Raw genomic sequence first — 17630 nt, forward strand, 5'->3', positions numbered from 1 at the left:
GACGTGAACCGCCTGGTGGCGGGGCCCACATCCCCCTGAACGGGCGCACCCGACAGGGCTGCGAGGCGCAACGGCTACCCTGGTGGTCCGAAGGCCGCACGAGCAGCAGGAGGTGCGGGTGAGCCAGGAGCTCGACGCCGCGGTGCCCGCGAAGCAGGGCGCCCAGCAGAACGGGCAGGCGGCGGCACAGCCCGCGCCGCCGAAGCCGAACGGTGCGGCGCCGAACCCGTCCGCGACCCGGCGGGTCCGGGCGCGGCTCGCCCGGCGGATCACCGCGCAGCGCGCCGCCCCGGTCAAGCAGGTCCTCGAGCCACTGGCCGTCATCCACCGCGAGCTGCACCCCAACGCCGACCTGGGCCTGCTCCAGCGCGCCTACGACGTCGCCGAGGAACTGCACCGCAACCAGCGGCGCAAGTCCGGTGACCCGTACATCACCCACCCGCTGGCCGTCGCCACCATCCTCGCCGAGCTGGGCATGGACACCACGACGCTGGTCGCGGCCCTGCTGCACGACACGGTCGAGGACACCGGGTACGCCGTCGAGAGCCTGAAGGCCGACTTCGGCGAGAAGGTCGCCGAGCTGGTCGACGGCGTCACGAAGCTCGACAAGGTGCAGCTCGGCTCGTCCGCCGAGGCCGAGACCATCCGCAAGATGGTCATCGCGATGGCCAAGGACCCCCGGGTGCTGGTCATCAAGCTCGCCGACCGGCTGCACAACATGCGCACCATGCGCTTCCTGCCGCCGGAGAAGCAGGCCCGCAAGGCCCGCGAGACCCTCGAAGTGCTCGCGCCGCTGGCCCACCGGCTCGGCATGGCCACGGTGAAGTGGGAGCTGGAGGACCTCGCGTTCGCCATCCTGCAGCCCAAGAAGTACGACGAGATCGTGCGCCTGGTCGCCGACCGCGCGCCCTCGCGCGACATCTACCTGCGCTCGGTGATCACGGACCTGACCAGCAACCTGGTCTCGTCGCGGATCACCGCGAAGGTCGAGGGGCGGCCCAAGCACTACTACTCGATCCACCAGAAGATGATCGTCCGCGGCCGCGACCTGGACGACATCCACGACCTGGTCGGCGTCCGGATCCTGGTCGAGGACGTCCGCGACTGCTACGCGGCGATGGGTGTCGTGCACGCGCTCTGGCAGCCGGTGCCCGGCCGGTTCAAGGACTACATCGCCCAGCCGCGCTTCGGCGTCTACCAGTCGCTGCACACCACGGTGATCGGCCCGGACGGCAAGCCCCTCGAGGTGCAGATCCGCACCTACGAGATGCACCGCACGGCCGAGTACGGCATCGCCGCGCACTGGCGCTACAAGGAAACCAAGGGCACGCACACCGGCAACGCCATGGACGTCGACGAGATGGCGTGGATGCGCCAGCTCCTCGACTGGCAGCGGGAAGCGGCGGACCCGGGCGACTTCCTGGAGTCGCTGCGCTACGAGCTGGCCGCGCGCGAGATCTTCGTCTTCACCCCGAAGGGTGACGTGATCACGCTGCCGGTCGACTCGACGCCGGTCGACTTCGCCTACGCCGTGCACACCGAGGTCGGCCACCGCTGCATCGGCGCCCGCGTCAACGGCAGGCTGGTCGCGCTCGAACGCAAGCTGGAAAACGGCGAAGTCGTCGAGATCTTCACGTCGAAGGCGGAGAACGCCGGCCCGTCGCGCGACTGGCTGCAGTTCGCCGGCTCGCCGAAGGCCCGCGCCAAGATCCGGCAGTGGTTCGCCAAGGAACGCCGCGACGAGGCGATCGAGGGCGGCAAGGAAGCCATCACCAAGGAGATCCGCAAGGTCGGCCTGCCGATCCAGCGGCTGGTCTCCGCGGAGTCCATGGGCGCGGTGGCCACCGAACTGCGCCACGCCGACATCTCGTCGCTGTACGCGGCGGTCGGCGAGGGCCACACGAGCGCGAAGCACGTCGTCCAGCGGCTGGTGGCGCTGATCGGCGGCGTCGACGCGGCCGAGGAGGAGCTCGCCGAGCGCGCGACGCCGTCCACGGTGACGCGGCGCCGCGGCTCCAACGACGTCGGCGTGGTGGTCAAGGGCGCCAGTGACGTCTGGGCGAAGCTGGCCCGCTGCTGCACCCCGGTGCCGGGCGACGAGATCCTCGGGTTCGTCACCCGCGGCGGCGGTGTGTCGGTGCACCGCACCGACTGCACGAACGCCGGTGACCTGCAGTCCCAGCCCGAGCGGCTGGTCGAGGTCGAGTGGGCGCCCTCGGCGTCGTCGGTGTTCCTGGTGGCCATCCAGGTCGAGGCGCTCGACCGGCACCGCCTGCTCTCGGACGTGACCAAGGTGCTGGCCGACGAGAAGGTCAACATCCTGTCGGCGTCGGTGACCACGTCCCGGGACCGGGTCGCGGTCAGCCGCTTCTCGTTCGAGATGGGCGACCCGAAGCACCTCGGCCACGTCCTCAAGGTGGTCCGCGGCGTGGAAGGCGTCTACGACGTCTACCGCGTGACCTCGGCTTCCTGACCGATCCGGGAGGCGCCGGCGATCCGCGCGCGCGACTCCAGGAGCCTCGCGCGCAACGGCGGCAGGTCGACACCGAGCAGGCGCCCGTGCCGTTTGACCGGCTTCCCGGCGACGTAGACGCTGTCCACCAGGCCGGGGTGGCCGGCGCTGACGATCGTGCCGACCGGGTCGTTGACGGGGAAGACCGAGAGGTCCTCGGCGTCGAGCAGGACGAGGTCGGCGTCCTTGCCGGGGGTGAGGCTGCCGGCGTTGCGCTCGCAGGCCAGGGCGCCGTTCACCGTGGCGCACTCGAGGACGGTCCGCGTCGTGAGGCCGCGGTCGACGGCCAGCGCCGTGCGCATCGCGCCGAAGAGGTCACCACCGGCCGACAGGCAGTCGTCGACCGAGAGCGTCGGCCGGATACCGGCGGCGAGCGCCCGGCCGGTCACCGGCGGCGCGAAGCCCATCTTCAGCTCGACGTCCGGGCTGACCGACACCGAAGCGCCCGCGTCGGCGAGCATCTTCAGCTGGTCGTCGGACAGGCCGTTGCCGTGCACGACGGTGGTGCGCTCGTCGAGCAGCCCGCGCTCGGCCATCCCGGCGATCGGCCGGTCGCCGTGGCGCCAGCCACCGGTGCCGTGGACGTGCACGCTCACCGGCAGCCCGAGTTCCCGCGCCAGCAGGACATCGGCGGCGGTTTCGTCCAATGTGGAGATCACCGGCCCGCGCAGGCCGAGCACCATGTCCTCACCCGGCAGCAGCTTGCGCACCCGGCGGATCTCCGGCGCGACGTCGGGTCCGTCGGCGCCGTAGCAGAAGATCGAGTGGCCGGGTGCGTCCTGCAGGCCGGCGATGGCGGCGTCGGCGTTCTCCGGGCGGAGGGCGCAGTGGAACCAGTCGAGCATGGTCGTGACCCCGGAGTTCAGGGCTTCGAGCCGGCCGAGGAGGTTGCCCAGGTAGACGTCCTCGGGCCGGTAGTGCGGTTTGAGCGTGCCGTGCGCGGCGACGCGGTACTGGTCGAACGTCCAGTCCGCGCCGAGGCCGCGGAACGCGGTCTGCCAGGTGTGCCGGTGCGTGTCGACGAAGCCGGGCAGCACGATCTTGCCCGTCGCGTCGACGACCTCGGCGCCGTCGGCCTCGATTTCCGGAGCGACGGCGGCGATCCGGCCGTCCTCGACGAGGACGTCGCCACGGGGCAGGTCCCCGAGCGCCGGGTCCATGCTGACCACCATGCCGCCGCGCAGCAGTGTCTTCATCGCTCTCCTCCAAGAGTTGACGCGTCAACTCTGTATGCTACTCCCATGTTGGAGCCGGCGGAGTGGGAGTTCTGGGACACCTGGATGCGTGCCCAGCGGCTGCTCGCCCGCGAACTCGACCGGGGGCTGCAGCGCGACTGCGGTATCTCGAAGGCCGAGTTCAGTGTGTTGATGACGTTGACCGGCCCGATGCGCGTCGGCGAGCTGGCCGACGCGCTCGCCTGGGAGAAGAGCCGCGTCGCGCACCTGCTGACCCGGATGGAGAACCGCGGTTTGGTGGCCCGCACCGAGGACGGCGCGACCGGCAGGCGCACCGGGATCGAGCTGACCGCCGAAGGCCGCCGGACGGCGGAAAGCGCGGTGCGCGCCCACGGCGCCAACATCCGCCGCCTCGTCCTCGACCGGCTCACACCCGATCAGGCCGCGGCCATCCGGGCGTGGAGCGAGCAGCTGACCGGGCAGAGTTAGAACAGCGCCGCGACCAGCGCGCCCACCGGAGGCAGCGCCTGGGCGAGGGCCCCGCCGCGGCCCGCACCGCGGGGGCGGCTGAGGGCGAGCGCGTCCGACACCCCCAGTGCGATCCCGGCCAGCAGCATGAACCCGCAGCAGTAGAGCACCAGTGCCCGCCCGGCGTCGGCGTGCCCGGTGTGCAGCAGGACCAGCCCGAGCACCGGGCCGGCGGCCAGGAAGAGGTTGTAGAAGCCGACGTTGAACGACCACAGCCGGGTGGCGGGCAGGTTCGCCGACGGGATCTTGAAGATGCCCTCGTGCACGCCCGGCCGCTCGAACCGCACCACTTCCCAGGCGAACGCCAGCAGGTGCACCAGCACCGCCAGCCCGGCGAAGACCTGCGCGACGGCGTTCACGGCGCGAACCCGATCCCGTGCCGCCCGGCGATCTCCGGGATCCGCTCCGCCGGTGCCTCGTCGACGGCGCGGAAGAACCGGCCCACCCCGTCCGTCGGGCACACCACCAGGAACTGCGCCGACGGCGTGTGCACCGTGAACGTGTTGACCGCGCCCGCCGGGATGCTGATCGACGCTCCGGGGCCCAGGTCGTGGAGCTCGCCGTCCACGTACACCGTGAGACGCCCGTGCAACACGTAGAAGCTCTTCGCCCAGGGTTCGGTGTGCGGCGGGACCGAGGGCCCGCGCGGCGCGTCGACCTCGAACACCTCGTACGCGCCGCCGGTGTGCTCCGCGCCGACCTTGACGGTGATGTGCGCGTCCTTGCTGTCGAGTTCCGGGCCTTCGCCCGGTGCGCTGAAGTGGGTCATGGCGCCGACGCTGGGAACCGCCCGCCGGCTGAGCCATCCCGGAAATGTGGGATACCGCGCCCGGCGGCGACCGGCGCATACTGCGTCCATGTGGGACGGCCGGGCGCAGGGAGTGCGGCGGGACGTCGCCGCGCTCGCGACCGCGGGCCTCGGCGTCGCCGAGCTGCACACCGCCGCCATCGAGCTGGTCGACCGCGTGGTGCCCGCCGAGCTGACGTGCTGGGCGTCGCTCGACCCGGACACCGCGGTGATCAGCTCGATGACCAGCGGCCGGGCCCCCATCCCCGGCGAGTACGAGCCGCTGCTGGCGACCTACGAGTACGACGGTGCCCAGCCGCACACCTTCGCCGAGCCGGCTCAGCTGCTTGTGGGGGTTCCGGGTGGCGGAGCCCCCGGCCCGGGGCGAAGCCCCGGATGTCACAGCGGCCGGTGCCGGTGGCGCGGCTGTCCGACCTGCCCCGCCGCGTGGTCGAACGCAGCGGCCGGCTCACCGAGGTCTGGCGGCCGCTGGGGCTCGGCCACGAGCTGCGGGTGGTGTTCCGGGTCGACGGCGTCTCCTGGGGCGCGGCCGGCCTGGTCCGGCGCGGCGAGTTCAGTGACCGCGAGGTCGGGTTCCTGACGTCCGTGGGCCCGGCGCTGGCCGCGGCGACGCGGGTGGCCGCCCGCACCGGCCGGGCAGGAGAGCGGGCCGAACCGGCGATCGTGGTGGTCGGTCCGGACGGCAGGCAGCGCGCCGCCACGGCGGCGGCCGAGGCGTGGCGCGCCGAGCTCGACTAGATCGCCCCGGGCCGGTTCGCCGTCCTGGTGCGCGCGGTGGTGACCGGGGCCCGCGCGGCCGCGACGGGGACGTTCCGCGCCCGGGTCCGCGACGCCCGCGGCGGGTGGATCGTCCTGCACGCGAGCCGGTTGCTGGCCGGGGCGGACGACGAGGAGACCGTCGTGACCGCCGAGCGCGCCTCGGGAGCCGAGCTGCTGGGTGTGCTGCTGGCCGCCTACGGCCTCACCGCCCGGGAACGCGACGTCTGCCGCGAGGTGCTGGCCGGACGCTCCACAGTGGACATCGCGGCGCGGCTGGCCATCTCCGCGCACACCGTGCAGGACCACCTCAAGTCGGTGTTCGGCAAGGTCGGGGTCCGCAGCCGTGGGGAACTGACCGCGAAGCTGATGTCCTGAGGCGGTTCCTGCCCGGATGCCGGAATTACCGTCCCCGGTTGCGGCGCTGCATGCTACCTTCTGCAAATTGCGCCGGGAGTGCGGGCTGTCCGGGTCCCCGGCCTGACGAGGGGGCGGCATGGCCGACGACACCACGCGGTACCTCTGCGCCGCTTCCTACCTCGACCCCGCCTACAGCCGGCGTGCCATCACCGAGTTCCTCGTCGAGCCCACCCGGCCGGTCCCGCCGTCACCGGGCCTGGACGCCGGCCGCGTGCTCACCGAAGCCGTGCGGGCCCGGGCGCGCCGCAAGAACTACGACGGGCTGCTGGTGGTGCTGATGGCCGTCGTCATCGGGCTGCTGTGGGACAACCCGCTGCTCTACGGCTGGATCGTGCTGTCGCTGCTGCTCATCGCCGCGCGGGCGGGGAAGAGCGCGTACGCGCCGGAGAAGACGGTCAACCCGAAGACGTTGGTGGTGCTCGGCGTCGGCATCGTCGTCGCCTGGCTGGTGCTGTCCTATTCGGACGAGATCTTCGGCTACGGGAGCCGGTACCCCTCGCGCTACTACGACGACTACCCCGACGATTCGTCCGGCGGCGACACCGCCCGGACGGTCATCGGCATCGTGCTGGCGGTGGTCGTCTGCGTGACCGTGACGATCGAGCGCTGGTCCCTGTGGAACCTGCTGACGACGCGCTTCAAGCGGTTCGGCGCGGCCGCCGACGGCGGCAGCCTGACCGGCCTGCTCACCGAGGACTTCCGCGGCCAGCTCGCCCGGTACCAGTCGAGCGCCACGGCCGTCGAGGCGCCGGGAGCGCCGCTGGTGGTCTACCGCGGGTTCAACCCGTTCGTGGGCGCCGGGTTCCGGCGGGACGCCTGGTCGATGGCGATCCCGCTGGAGCGGGTGGAGGACGCCGAAGGGCGGCCGGAGCTGACGACCGAGGCGTTGTACGACGGGATCCGAGAGGCGGTCGCCGGTCTCCGCCACGCGAACGCGTTGTCCCCGGACCTCCGGCTCGGCGGGCTGACCGTGACCGAGGCGGTGTTCACCCCGGCCACCGAGCTCGTCGACCACCTCGGCGAGCCGGAAGCCGCGGCGTACCTGCCGGACATCGAGCACCCGCCGAACACCCGCCTCACCGCGGCCGACGTCGCCCGGCTCCGCACGGAACCGAAGGAGTGGGCGCGCTACTACCTGTCGTTCCAGGTGGAGACGTGGGACCGGGACCTGGTCCTGACGACGTTCCTGCACGTCGCGGTGGACGATTCGACGCTGTACGCCGAGTGGACGCCGTACGTGCTCCCGCCGATCCGGGCCGAGTACCGGGTGGTGGACAAGATGCGGCCGGACTCGCTGCGCCCGCTCGGGCAGGGCCTGCTGGCCTGGCTGGAGATGCCGGCGAGCCTGCCGGGCCGCATCCTGAACCTGGCGTCGTGGATCCGGCAGCCGAAGCGCGAGCCCGGCGTCGTGGACCCGGACCGCTACGGCGCGGCGAACTCGCTGCGCGAACTCGCTTCGGTGAACCTGCTGGCCGACTACTTCCAGCTCGTCGACATCGAGCGCTACGAGAAGATCATCGAAAGCCGCCTCCTGCCCGCCATCGGCAAACTCCTCGGCGACGCCGGTTTCTCGACGGCGAAGTTTGAAGAGCAGGCGGCGGTGGTGATCAACAACGACATCACGATCCGCGGCGACAACCGCGGACCGATCAACCAGACGGGGCTGCGCACCCAGCGCCCCCGCCCGGCGGCGAACCCCGCCCGCGCAGCCAGGACGGAGACCTGATGAGCAACCGCATCACGAACAAGATCAGCATCGGCGGCGACAACTCCGGCAAGATCACCCAGACGGGCATCGAGGCAGGCGGCGCAGAGGCGGCGGTGACATCGCTGACCGAGCTGGTCGAGCGGCTGTCGGCCGAGGTGCGGGGGAGCGGCCTGGCAAAGCAGGAGGTCCTGGAGGACACGCTGACCGACCTGGCGGCGGACCTGCGCGCGGGAGACGCGGCGGAGCCGGCGGTGGTGCGAAGCAGGTGGGAGAAGATCAAGGGGCTGCTGGGCGGGGTGGTGCAGTTCTCGGAGCTGGTGGCCAAGATTTCGGACCAGGTGCAGAAGATCTTCGGCTGACGGGGTGCGCGGTTCGTGCTGAGCAGCCCCCGTTTTCCACGCTAGCGGAGAGGGCCGACGGAATCGGCGGCCGCTGGGACGGTTGTCCACAGGGCGAAGCGGGCGCGGCGAGTTGTGGACAACGGAGCGGGGGTCCACAGAGGACAGGCAACCGGCGGCCGAACGGACGAGGCGAACCGGCGGCCGAATGGACGGCGCGAACCGCCGGCCGGTAACGCAAGGCGACCATGCACCTCACCAGACCTCCCCCGCCCCTCATCCCTGCTATCCCTTCAGCCGGCGGGCGGGTTTGTCAAGGCACGCTTTCCCGCCTTGACAAACCCGTCCGGCGGCTGAAAATCCGAACGGAGGGGCGGGGGAGGTCGGACCCGCTGCCGTGCCGCGGCAGAGCGAAACCACGGCAGAAGCCGCGAAATAGGTCTGCCGCGGTGGGGGGAAGAGGCTGCGGCTCTAAAGAAAAAAGCGTCCTCGCCGGACAGGCAGGCTCCGGGATGACCCCGACTACCGCTCTCGGCCGCCGGTTCTGGAGTTGGGTCGCTGGGTGGTCATCCCGTCGCCTGATTGAGGCCTATCACTTTGAGCCGGGCCCGCAAGCTTGCGTAGTGACCCCCCTCACGCTCTCGGTTGCGGGCCCGGCTCAAAGTGATTTGACGGCCTCAGGCGACGGGATGACCACCCAGCTCGTGTGTCTGTGGCCTGCTGAGGAACTTTTGCAGCAGTTCGTTCACTTTCTCCGGGTGTTCCATTGATGGGAGGTGCCCTGTGTCGTCCAGTTCGACCAGCTGTGCCTGGGGCAACGACTTCGCCAAGTGCGTCGACAGCTCCACCAAGCCCGGGGCGTCCGCCTTTCCGATCGCCACCAGTGCCGGTGTCGTGATCTCCGCCAGGCGGTGGCGGGTGTCCGGGATGCGCTCCGTCCACTGTGGAGTCGTCCAGTCGTGGTGGTACACCTGCTCGCACATTTCCCTCACCTGCTTCACCATTTCGGGCGGCAGGACCGAGACGTCCCGGCTTGGCCCTGCCACCAGGTAGCGGATGTTGGCCTCCGCCATCGCCCGGACGTCCGCCGGGTCGATCTCGGCCTCGCGGGTTTCGTAGCGGGCCAGCCTGCCGTCGGGGAACAGCTCGGCCGTCATGCGGGCGATGTCCGCCTGCATCCGGTCCGGCCACGGCTGGCCGGTCAGGCCCGAACCCAGCAACGCCAGCCGGGTGATCCGCTCCGGTGCGGCGAGGGCTGCGTCCAGTGCGCACGCCCCTCCCATCGACGCCCCGACCAGCGCCGCCTGCTCGATCCCCCGGGCATCGAGCAGGGCCAGCAGGTCCTCGTAGTGGGCGTGTTCACCGGCTTCGCCGCGGGTCTCCCCGAAGCCGCGGCGGTCGTAGCGGATCACCCGGTGGGTGGCGGCGAGCTCGGTGAACTGGGCGTCCCACATCCGGCGGTCGCCCAGTGCGGCGTGCAGCAGCACGACCGCGGGCCCCTCTCCCGCTTCGTCGTAGCCGAACGCCGTCCCACCCACCTCGATCGTCGCCATGGCCCCAAACTAGCCACCCGACCGCGTCACACACCGCCGGTTTCGCTGAGGGCGAGCGGTTATCGTGCGAGGCATGACCGAAGGATTCGACCTGACGCGCGACGGTGACGTCGCCCGTCTGACGCTGACCCGGCCGGAAAAGATGAACGCCATCACCTACGGCATGTGGTCGGCCATCCCGGACGTGGTGGCGGAGGTGGAGGCGGATCCGGCGCTCAAGGTGCTGGTCGTCACCGGGGCCGGCAAGCACTTCTCGGCCGGTGCCGACATCAGCGAGTTCCGCGAGCTGCGCACCACCGCGGACGGCGCGGCGAGCTACGACAAGGCCGTCGAAAGCGCGGTCGCCGCCCTCACCGCGATGCGGAAACCCTCGGTGGCGATGATCCGGGGCAACTGCATCGGCGGCGGCTGCCAGGTCTCGGCCGCCTGCGACTTCCGGTTCGCCGCCGAGGACGCGCGGTTCGGCATCACGCCGGCGAAGCTCGGCATCGTCTACCACTTCGACTCGACGCGGCAGCTCGTCTCGCTCGTCGGCCCCGCGCACGCCAAGTACTTCCTGCTCTCCGGCGAGCTGATCACCGCCACCCGCGCGCGGGAAATCGGCCTGCTCAACGACGTCTTCCCGGCCGATCACCTGGAAGCCTCGACGCTGGCGTTCGCCGAGACGCTCTGCGCACGCTCCCAGGCGTCGATCCGCGGGATGAACCGGATCATCGAAAAGATCACCGCCGGGCTGGAGACCTCCGACGCCGAAGTCGAGGAAATCCGGTCGGAAGCCTTGCACGGCGAGGACTACGCCGAGGGCGTCGCCGCGTTCCTCGAGCGGCGCCCGCCGCGGTTCACCTTCCGCTGACCTCAGCCGTCCAGGTAGGCGTGGAAGTGGTCGGCGACGACGTCGGTGACGCCGGCCGGGTCGAGCTTCCCGTCGATTTCGATGACGCGGATCCCGAGGTCGCGCGCCGCCCGCACCGCGTTGGCGGCCAGCATCCGGTCGCGGGTCAGCCGGGTGCGCTGCTGCGGGATGGTCACCCCGTCCGCCCGGTGCCGCAGCTGGTGCTGGCGGAACAGCTCGGTCGGCACCAGCACCACCATGCGGCCGGGGGAGTCCACGAGCGGGGCGACGAGCTCGGGCCGCAACCCGCGCCCCTCGGCGACGATCGGGCGGGGCGAAGTCAGCGCGCGCAGCTCGTCGAGGGCGCAGCGGAACCGGGTGCCGAACTCGGCCATCAGCGCGGTCAGCTGGTCGGCGGCGGGGAGGTCGTCCGGCAGCGGGGTGCGGGGCCGGGCCCGGTCGTCGTGGTGGTAGGTCGTCAGGCCGTGCCGGTCGGCCAGCAGCCGCGCGACGGTGGACTTCCCGGTCCACGGAGCGCCGCCGATCCACAGCGCCTTCTGGAGCGTGCCGAACGGATCCGAGGTCATCAGACGACTATCGCGGGCCCGCCCGCCGGATGGCCAGTGTTCGGGTGCCGGTTGCGCCGTTCAGCGCAGAGTGACCCCACACGTACGCCCCGGCGTTACGGCGTCTCCCGGTCGCCGTCGACCACGAGCACGGTGGAGGAGTCCGCGAAGTCCGGCTGCGGGCCGATCCGGAAGTGGAACCGCGAGCCCGGCCGGACCGCGGCGACCACCTGGGTTTCGGCCGTGTCGAGCACGATGATCGCCAGCTCGGTGGTGACCGGCTCGGGCCGCAGGACGACGTCGGGCCGGGGCGCGGGCACGACGATCGGCAGCGGCAGGGTGCCGCTGACCGAGCCGGAGCCGAAGTCCTCGTCCGCGGGCGGTGCGAACGGGGTGGGCGGGAGCAACTGCGGGCGCCGCCGCCACCAGAGCCCGGCGAGCAGGCCGGTCAGCAGGCCACCGACGCCGCTGACGGCCGAGGCCAGCCCGGCGCTCATCCCGGACGCTTCCGGTTCGGGCGCCGGCTGGACGGCGGCGGGAGCGACCGGCGGTGCCGACGGCAACGGACCGAACTCCACGCCCGGCTGCGGGGCGGCGTCTTCGGGCAGCTGGAGCACCTGGCCGGGCTCGATCGCGGCCGGGTCGGTGAACGGCGTGCCGTCCGGCCGCGGCCGGCCCTGGTTCAGCCGGAAGATCTCGGGGAAGCGCCGCCCGTCGCCGAGCGCGCGTTCGGCGATCTTGAACAGCGTGATGTCCTCGGGGTTGTCGGCGTGCGGCACGATGAAGTACTTGACCGGGGGTGGCGGGTCGGCCTGCGCGAGCGCGGGACCCCCGGCGAGCACGGCGAAGAGGACACCGGCGCAGCCGGCCTGACCGGCCCGCCCGAGGGCGCGGCGGACCGCGGGAACCCGGTTTTCGACCATCGTCGGCACCTCTCCCCGTCGACCCGGGCGGGTCCGGCGGTGTTGCCCTTCTACACGGGGCCGGTGCGGACGCGGTTCAGATCTCGGGGGCCGGAACGGACGGAACCGCCCGTCCCGGACCGTGCCGGGACGGGCGGTTCCGACGCCGGGTCAGGAGACGGTGACGCCGGTGAACTTCACCTGCTTGGTCGGCGCACCCGTGCCGTCCTGCGGGTTCGGGTTCGCGATGCCGGCCTTGGCCACCGCGTCGAGCACCTTCAGGCCCTCGTCGCTGATGCTGCCGAAGACCGAGTAGTCCGCCGGGAGGCCGTCGGCGTTGCCGTAGACCATGAAGAACTGGCTGCCGCCGGAGTTCGGGGCCTGCGTCTTGGCCATGGCGAGGATGCCGCGGCCGTACTTGATCTCCGGGAACGCCTCGTCCGGCATCGTGTAGCCGGGGCCGCCCTGACCGTCCTGGGTCGGGTCGCCGGTGGCCGACGGGTCACCGCACTGCAGCATCTGCAGGCCCTCGGTGCCGAGCCGGTGGCACATGGTGCCGTCGTAGAAGTTCTGCTTGGCCAGGCTGACGAAGCTCTGCACCGCGCAGGGGGCGAGCGCGCGGTCGAGCGTCAGCGGGATGTCGCCCGCGGTGCTCTTCAGCGTCACGTTCACCGTGCCGGTCGACGGGACGTTCTTGCCGTCCGGCGGGTTCACCTTCTTCGGCGCCTTGCCCGTCGCGTCCGCCTTGAAGTCGCACGTCGTCGGGTTCGGCAGCGCGGTCGCCCGCTTCGGCAGCGCGGTGCGCTGCGTCGGGATCTGGATTTCGGTCGGCGGCGGGGCGGCCGAGGACGACGCCGCGGTGTCCGTGCTGTCACCGCTGTTCGCGCTCACGATCCACACCACGACACCGGCGACGACGAGGACGCCAACGCCGACCACTCCAGCCCCGATCATCCGGCGTCGCTTCTGCTGCTCCAATCGGCGCTCGAGCTGCCGCTCGAGTTTGCGCTTCGCAGCTTCGCGGCGCTGCTGGTTGGTCGCCACCCCGTACCCTCCAGGTTTCCGCTCGTGTCACACGTCTGAGGTAGCGGCAGTGTATGGGCACAGCCTGTGAGGACCATGTACAGGGCCCGCTAGTCTCAACCCGATCGTGATCGGCGCCATCCGGCGCGGAAGTCCGGGGAGGCGTTCGGTGCTCGTCGTCGGGTTCGCCAGCGGCCCGCTGCAGGCCAACTGCTACCTGCTGGCGGCGGCCGCCGGCGGGCCGTGCGTGGTCGTCGATCCGGGTCAGGAGGTGGCCGCGCCGCTGGCCGCCGCGCTCGACGAGCACGGGCTGGTCCCGGCGGCCCTGCTGGCCACCCACGGCCACCCGGACCACGTCGCTTCGGCGGCCTCGCTGTCGGCCGAGCACGGCGTCCCGCTGCACCTGCACCCCGGTGACGCTGCGCTGTACGACGGCGAGAGCGTGCCGCTGTCGCCGGGCACCTTCGCCGGACTGGACGTCGACGTCCGGCACGTGCCGGGCCACACGCCGGGGTCGGTGGTGCTGGCACTGGCGACACCCGAAGGCGGCCGGCTCGCGCTGACCGGGGACACGCTGTTCGCCGGCTCGATCGGCCGCGGGGACGTCGAGGCGGCGCTGCAGGACCTGCTGGCGGCGTTCCCGGACGACACGGTGGTGCTGCCGGGCCACGGCCCGGCGACGACGATCGGCCGGGAACGCGCGGGCAACCCGTTCCTCGCCGGGACGGGGGTCCGACGGTGACCGAACGCATCGCGCTGTTCGAGGAGGACCCGCGCGGCCGCCGCCGCCGCGGGATCTCGGGCCTGATCGGGGTGGTGATCGTCGCCGCGGCGTTCGGCGGGGTCGCCGGCCTGATCGGCGGCACGGTGACCGGCCTGGTCGTCGCGGTGGTGATCGCGCTGCCGCTGCTGTACGTGATGGCGGTCAGCATCCGGCGCCGCGTCTGGCTGGAGGGCTCGACGCTGCTCGTGCGCACCTGGGGGCTGCGGCGGGTCGACCTGACGACCGCGACCCGGCTCGACCTCGTCGTCGGCGACGTCCGCGGCAGCCGCACGGTGAGCCTGCTGGTCAACGCCGGCCAGCGCGGCAAGGTGGCGAAGGTCGACCTCGCCGTGTTCTCCGGGACGGGCGGGCGCGAGCTGGGCGTCATGCCGCTGCGGAAGCTCGCGAACGCGCTGATGAACAACACCGAGGCGAACGGGCTGGTGTTCGGCGAGCTGCTGGTCGCCGAGCTGAAGGCCGAGGCGCGCGGGGCGGCGTGGCGGAGCGCCCGCTCTACCGGCTGGCGTCGGTGGCGCCGTCGGGCAAGTACGTGCAGCGCTTCACGATGGAAGCCGTCAGCCGGTTCGTGGCGACTCTCGACTGAGCTCCTCGTCCGCCTCGCGCAACTGCTCGAGCTGGTAGACCAGCTCCGGGACCTCCTGCGCGATGTACTCGGCGAGGCGTTCGACGTGGTGCAGGGTGGCGCGGACGTCCTCGAGGGCGGCCGCGATGCGCGGCAGCGACTCCACGGCCTGGACCGTGGCGGCGACCACCCTCAGCGCGCCCCGCACCACGGACCGCGGTCCGGCAAGCAGGAACATCGGGCCTCCCCGGGTCGGCTGAGGCTTTCCTACCGCGTTGTCGCTGGTCCGGCGCGTCCGGGGGCCGCCGGTGTTACGGGTGGGACGGAACGGCTTTCGTGGTGCTGCTGAGGTACCCGGCGGGCTCGCGGGAGGCGATCAGCGCGGCCAGGACGGTGGTCACCGGCACGGCGGCGACGATGCCGACGCTGCCGGCGAGGGTCCGGATGATCTCCTGGGCGATGTCCTCGCTGCCGAGCAGCGCGCCGAGCCCGACGCCGGAGATCGACGAGTACAGCAGCACCGGCAGCGCGGCCCCGGCGTAGGCCATCACGAGCGTGTTGACCGCCGAGCCGACGTGGTCGCGGCCGATCCGCAGGCCGGAGCGGTAGAGCTCGCGCCAGGTCAGGTCCGGGTTGGCGCGCCGCAGTTCCCAGACGGCGCTGGTCTGGGTGACGGTGACGTCGTCGAGCACGCCGAGCGCGCCGATCACGACGCCGGCGAGCAGCAGCCCGCGCGCGTCGATGCCGTGGCCCAGTGACCCGATGAGCGTCGAGGTGCTGTCGTCGAGCCCGGTCAGCGAAGCGGCGGCGGAGAAGATCGCGGACAGGACGCCGATGAGGGCGAGGCTGACGAGCGTGCCGAGCACGGCGGCGGAGGTCCGTGCCGAGAGGCCGTGGGTCAGGTAGAGGGCGATGAACATGATCGCCCCGGCCCCGGCGATCGCCACGACCAGCGGGTTTTCCCCGGCGAGGATGGCGGGCAGGATGAACAGCGCGATGACGACGAAGGAGAGCCCGAGCGCCACGAGCGCCGCGACGCCCTGCCACCGCCCGAGCACGAGCACGGCGACGGCGAAGAGGGCGGCGAGCACGAGCAGCGGGGTGCCGCGCTGGAAGTCGACCAGCTGGAAACTGGCGGGATCGTTCGGGTTCCCGTTGTTGTAGGCGAGCACGACGGCGTCCCCGGCGGCGAAGCGCGGGGTGCTGGGCTCGATCGGGACGGTCAGCCGCAGCGGTTTCCCGGCGGCCGGGCCGTCGGTCATGGCGAGGTCGACGGTCAGGCAGGGCTTCGCGTTCGGGTCGCTCTGGTCGCCGACCTGGACCTGGCCCTGGGCGAGGCAGGGACCGGTGGCGGTGGTGCGGATGTCGGCGTGCACCGGCGTGCCCTGCGGGACGACGCTGGTGGGGGAGGCCTTGCCCCAGGGGTAGAGGACGACCATGCCGACGACGGTGGCCAAAGCGAGGGGGGCGAGCAGCCAGATCAGGAGGAGCTTGACCCGCCGGGACGCCGGAGCGGCGGGTCCGTGGCCGTGGCCATGCCCGTGGCCGTGGCCGGTGGGGGGTTCCGGGGTGTCGGCGGCCTTGCGACGGGGTCGTGCACCGGCTTCGGCGGCCCGCTGCGGCCCGGTGTCGCCCCGGCGGGTGGCGGAGCGCTCGCCGTCGGTTCGGATGGGCTCCGGCCCGGTGTCGCCGCGACGGCGGGAGGGGGCGGGCTGGTCGCTGCCGGGGAGGGGCTGCGGCCCGGTGTCCCCGCGACGGCGCCGGGTCTCGGCCTGGCCGTTCCCGGCCGGAAGGCGCAACGACCCCGAGTGGGCGACGCGCTGCGGGCCCGTGTCGGTGCGGCGGCGGGCGGGTTTCCGGGGCGTTCCCGGCGTTCCCGGCGTTCCGGACGCGGCGCGGGCCGGGGAAGAGGACACCTCGTCCGTGATCCGGCGAATCGGGCCGGTTGCGTCGTCGTCCAGGTCGGGGCGGTCCACCCGCACATCCTGACAGCGGGTTTCCGCACCCCGCGCGAGGGGCCGCCGACGGCCCGGTTCGTCCCGATGCGCCGTACCCCGGGGACCACGACCCGGAACTCGCGTGATCAGAACCCGGACTCGCGTGATCGGGCGCGTAACTCGCGTGATTGGCGGGGCATCACGGGTGATCGGCGGGGTATCAGCCGTAGGACTGGCGGACGTGGACGCGGCGGTAGGCCGACGGCGGGGTGTCGAAGTGGTCCAGGAAGGCTTGGCGCAGCGTTTCCGTCGAACCGAAGCCGCAGCGGCGGGCGATCGTCGCCAGCGGGAGGTCGGTTCCCGACAGCAGGCGGGCCGCCTGTTCCGTGCGGATCGTGCGGACGTAACGGCCCGGGGTGGTGCCCAGGTGGGCGTCGAACAAGCGGGTCAGCTGGCGGGTGCTGATCCCCGCCCGCGCCGCCAGGGTCGGCGTGCCCAGGTCGGCGTCGAGGTGCTCGGCGATGTAGGCGGTGAGGTCGCGGACCTCGCGGTGCTCCGGCGGCGGCCCGGCCAGGAACAGGCTGACCTGGGCCTGGTTGCCCGGCCGCTGCAGGTACGTCACCAGCGCGCGGGCCGCCTCGCGGGCCAGTGACGGGCCGTGGTCCTCCTCCACCAGCGACAGCGTCAGGTCCAGCCCGCTCGTCACGCCCGCCGCCGTGTAGACGTTGCCGTGGCGGACGTACAGCGGGACCGGGTCCACCGTCACCGACGGGTAGTCGCGGGCCAGGCGGGCCGCGTAGCGCCAGTGCGTCGTCGCGCGGCGGCCGTTGAGCAGGCCCGCCGCCGCCAGGACCTCCGCGCCCGTGCACACCGACGCGATGCGGCGGCTGCTCCGGGCGAGCCGGCGGACGTGAGCGAGGACGCGCTCGTCGGCCGCCGCGGCCGTGCTGCCCCAGCCGCCCGCCACGACCAGCGTGTCCAGGTCGCCGGCGACCTGGTCGAGGCGCAGGTGCGGCTGGAGCGTCAGGCCGGAGCCGGTGCGGATGCCGTGGCCGTCGACCGACGCCAGCTGCAGCTCGTACGGCGGCCGCGCGCCGAGCCGGTTCGCGGCGTCGAACACATCGGCGGGACAGGCGATGTCCAGCAGCTCGGCGTCGGCGTAACCGACGATCGCGACCCGTCTGGGTGAGCCTGGCATGATCGAACGCTAGCAGCCCGACCGGCGC

The 17630-nt window shown here is 72.4% G+C and carries 18 protein-coding genes and 1 pseudogene; 9 read left to right on the forward strand and 10 right to left on the reverse strand.

What is annotated here, in order from left to right:
* The first annotated feature begins 118 nt into the window (after window positions 1-118).
* A complete protein-coding gene (locus HUT10_RS48875) occupies window positions 119-2473 on the forward strand; it encodes a bifunctional (p)ppGpp synthetase/guanosine-3',5'-bis(diphosphate) 3'-pyrophosphohydrolase (RefSeq protein WP_176177440.1) in 2355 nt (784 codons plus the stop codon).
* Here HUT10_RS48875 and HUT10_RS48880 read toward each other — a convergent pair.
* A complete protein-coding gene (locus tag HUT10_RS48880; protein ID WP_176177441.1) occupies window positions 2449-3708 on the reverse strand; it encodes an amidohydrolase family protein in 1260 nt (419 codons plus the stop codon). The two genes, HUT10_RS48875 and HUT10_RS48880, sit on opposite strands and share 25 nt — an antisense overlap.
* 45 nt (window positions 3709-3753) lie before the next feature.
* Between HUT10_RS48880 and HUT10_RS48885 the strand changes: the two genes are divergently transcribed.
* Window positions 3754-4176, forward strand: coding sequence for a MarR family winged helix-turn-helix transcriptional regulator (locus HUT10_RS48885; RefSeq protein ID WP_176177442.1), 423 nt, complete (start codon window positions 3754-3756; stop codon window positions 4174-4176).
* Here the strand turns inward: HUT10_RS48885 and HUT10_RS48890 are convergent.
* Window positions 4173-4574 (reverse strand): DUF1304 domain-containing protein, encoded by a 402-nt coding sequence (locus HUT10_RS48890; protein ID WP_176177443.1) that lies wholly within the window; start codon window positions 4572-4574, stop codon window positions 4173-4175. The genes HUT10_RS48885 and HUT10_RS48890 overlap by 4 nt on opposite strands.
* Window positions 4571-5266 (reverse strand): cupin domain-containing protein, encoded by a 696-nt coding sequence (locus HUT10_RS51685; RefSeq protein WP_254897395.1) that lies wholly within the window; start codon window positions 5264-5266, stop codon window positions 4571-4573. Before HUT10_RS51685 ends, HUT10_RS48890 begins: the two co-directional genes overlap by 4 nt.
* A gap of 132 nt (window positions 5267-5398) precedes the next feature.
* Between HUT10_RS51685 and HUT10_RS51690 the strand changes: the two genes are divergently transcribed.
* The 4 genes from HUT10_RS51690 to HUT10_RS48910 all read left to right on the forward strand — a co-directional run bounded on the left by HUT10_RS51690 (window position 5399) and on the right by HUT10_RS48910 (window position 8266).
* Complete coding sequence (locus HUT10_RS51690) at window positions 5399-5761, forward strand: hypothetical protein (RefSeq protein ID WP_254897396.1); 363 nt, start codon at window positions 5399-5401, stop codon at window positions 5759-5761.
* A gap of 36 nt (window positions 5762-5797) precedes the next feature.
* Window positions 5798-6157: a response regulator transcription factor gene (locus HUT10_RS51695; RefSeq protein WP_254897397.1), complete on the forward strand. Its 360-nt coding sequence runs from the start codon at window positions 5798-5800 to the stop codon at window positions 6155-6157.
* A 118-nt stretch (window positions 6158-6275) separates the two neighbouring features.
* Complete coding sequence (locus HUT10_RS48905) at window positions 6276-7925, forward strand: hypothetical protein (protein ID WP_176177445.1); 1650 nt, start codon at window positions 6276-6278, stop codon at window positions 7923-7925.
* The gene (locus HUT10_RS48910) at window positions 7925-8266 is read left to right on the forward strand and encodes a hypothetical protein (RefSeq protein WP_176177446.1); all 342 of its coding nucleotides are present in this window, start codon (window positions 7925-7927) and stop codon (window positions 8264-8266) included. The genes HUT10_RS48905 and HUT10_RS48910 overlap by 1 nt, the downstream gene beginning before the upstream one ends.
* Window positions 8267-8922: 656 nt before the next feature.
* Here the strand turns inward: HUT10_RS48910 and HUT10_RS48915 are convergent.
* Window positions 8923-9798 (reverse strand): alpha/beta fold hydrolase, encoded by an 876-nt coding sequence (locus HUT10_RS48915; RefSeq protein WP_176177447.1) that lies wholly within the window; start codon window positions 9796-9798, stop codon window positions 8923-8925.
* Between the two features lie 73 nt (window positions 9799-9871).
* On the opposite strand from HUT10_RS48915, the gene HUT10_RS48920 reads away from it, so the two are divergent.
* On the forward strand, window positions 9872-10651 hold the full coding sequence (locus HUT10_RS48920) for an enoyl-CoA hydratase/isomerase family protein (protein ID WP_176177448.1): 780 nt from the start codon (window positions 9872-9874) through the stop codon (window positions 10649-10651).
* A 2-nt stretch (window positions 10652-10653) separates the two neighbouring features.
* On the opposite strand, the gene HUT10_RS48925 is transcribed toward HUT10_RS48920, so the two are convergent.
* The 3 genes from HUT10_RS48925 to HUT10_RS48935 all read right to left on the reverse strand — a co-directional run bounded on the left by HUT10_RS48925 (window position 10654) and on the right by HUT10_RS48935 (window position 13142).
* The gene (locus tag HUT10_RS48925) at window positions 10654-11217 is read right to left on the reverse strand and encodes a hypothetical protein (RefSeq protein WP_176177449.1); all 564 of its coding nucleotides are present in this window, start codon (window positions 11215-11217) and stop codon (window positions 10654-10656) included.
* A gap of 95 nt (window positions 11218-11312) precedes the next feature.
* A complete protein-coding gene (locus HUT10_RS48930) occupies window positions 11313-12119 on the reverse strand; it encodes a hypothetical protein (RefSeq protein ID WP_176177450.1) in 807 nt (268 codons plus the stop codon).
* Window positions 12120-12269: 150 nt separating this feature from the next.
* Window positions 12270-13142, reverse strand: a complete 873-nt coding sequence (locus HUT10_RS48935; RefSeq protein WP_176177451.1) for a peptidylprolyl isomerase — start codon at window positions 13140-13142, stop codon at window positions 12270-12272.
* Window positions 13143-13290: 148 nt separating this feature from the next.
* Here HUT10_RS48935 and HUT10_RS48940 point away from each other — a divergent pair, with 148 nt between their 5' ends.
* Window positions 13291-13863, forward strand: a complete 573-nt coding sequence (locus tag HUT10_RS48940) for an MBL fold metallo-hydrolase (RefSeq protein ID WP_176177452.1) — start codon at window positions 13291-13293, stop codon at window positions 13861-13863.
* A pseudogene (locus HUT10_RS48945) lies at window positions 13860-14488 on the forward strand (hypothetical protein). Before HUT10_RS48940 ends, HUT10_RS48945 begins: the two are co-directional and overlap by 4 nt.
* On the opposite strand, the gene HUT10_RS48950 reads toward HUT10_RS48945, so the two are convergent.
* The 3 genes from HUT10_RS48950 to HUT10_RS48960 all read right to left on the reverse strand — a co-directional run bounded on the left by HUT10_RS48950 (window position 14460) and on the right by HUT10_RS48960 (window position 17602).
* The gene (locus tag HUT10_RS48950; protein ID WP_176177453.1) at window positions 14460-14705 is read right to left on the reverse strand and encodes a hypothetical protein; all 246 of its coding nucleotides are present in this window, start codon (window positions 14703-14705) and stop codon (window positions 14460-14462) included. The pseudogene HUT10_RS48945 and the gene HUT10_RS48950 overlap by 29 nt on opposite strands.
* Before the next feature lie 73 nt (window positions 14706-14778).
* Window positions 14779-16443, reverse strand: coding sequence for a YibE/F family protein (locus HUT10_RS48955; protein WP_176177454.1), 1665 nt, complete (start codon window positions 16441-16443; stop codon window positions 14779-14781).
* Window positions 16444-16624: 181 nt separating this feature from the next.
* Entirely contained in the window at window positions 16625-17602 is a 978-nt protein-coding gene (locus HUT10_RS48960; protein ID WP_176177455.1) for a GlxA family transcriptional regulator, read from the reverse strand.
* Between the last annotated feature and the right edge of the window lie 28 nt (window positions 17603-17630).

The sequence above is a fragment of the Amycolatopsis sp. Hca4 genome, assembly GCF_013364075.1.
GTDB lineage: Bacteria > Actinomycetota > Actinomycetes > Mycobacteriales > Pseudonocardiaceae > Amycolatopsis.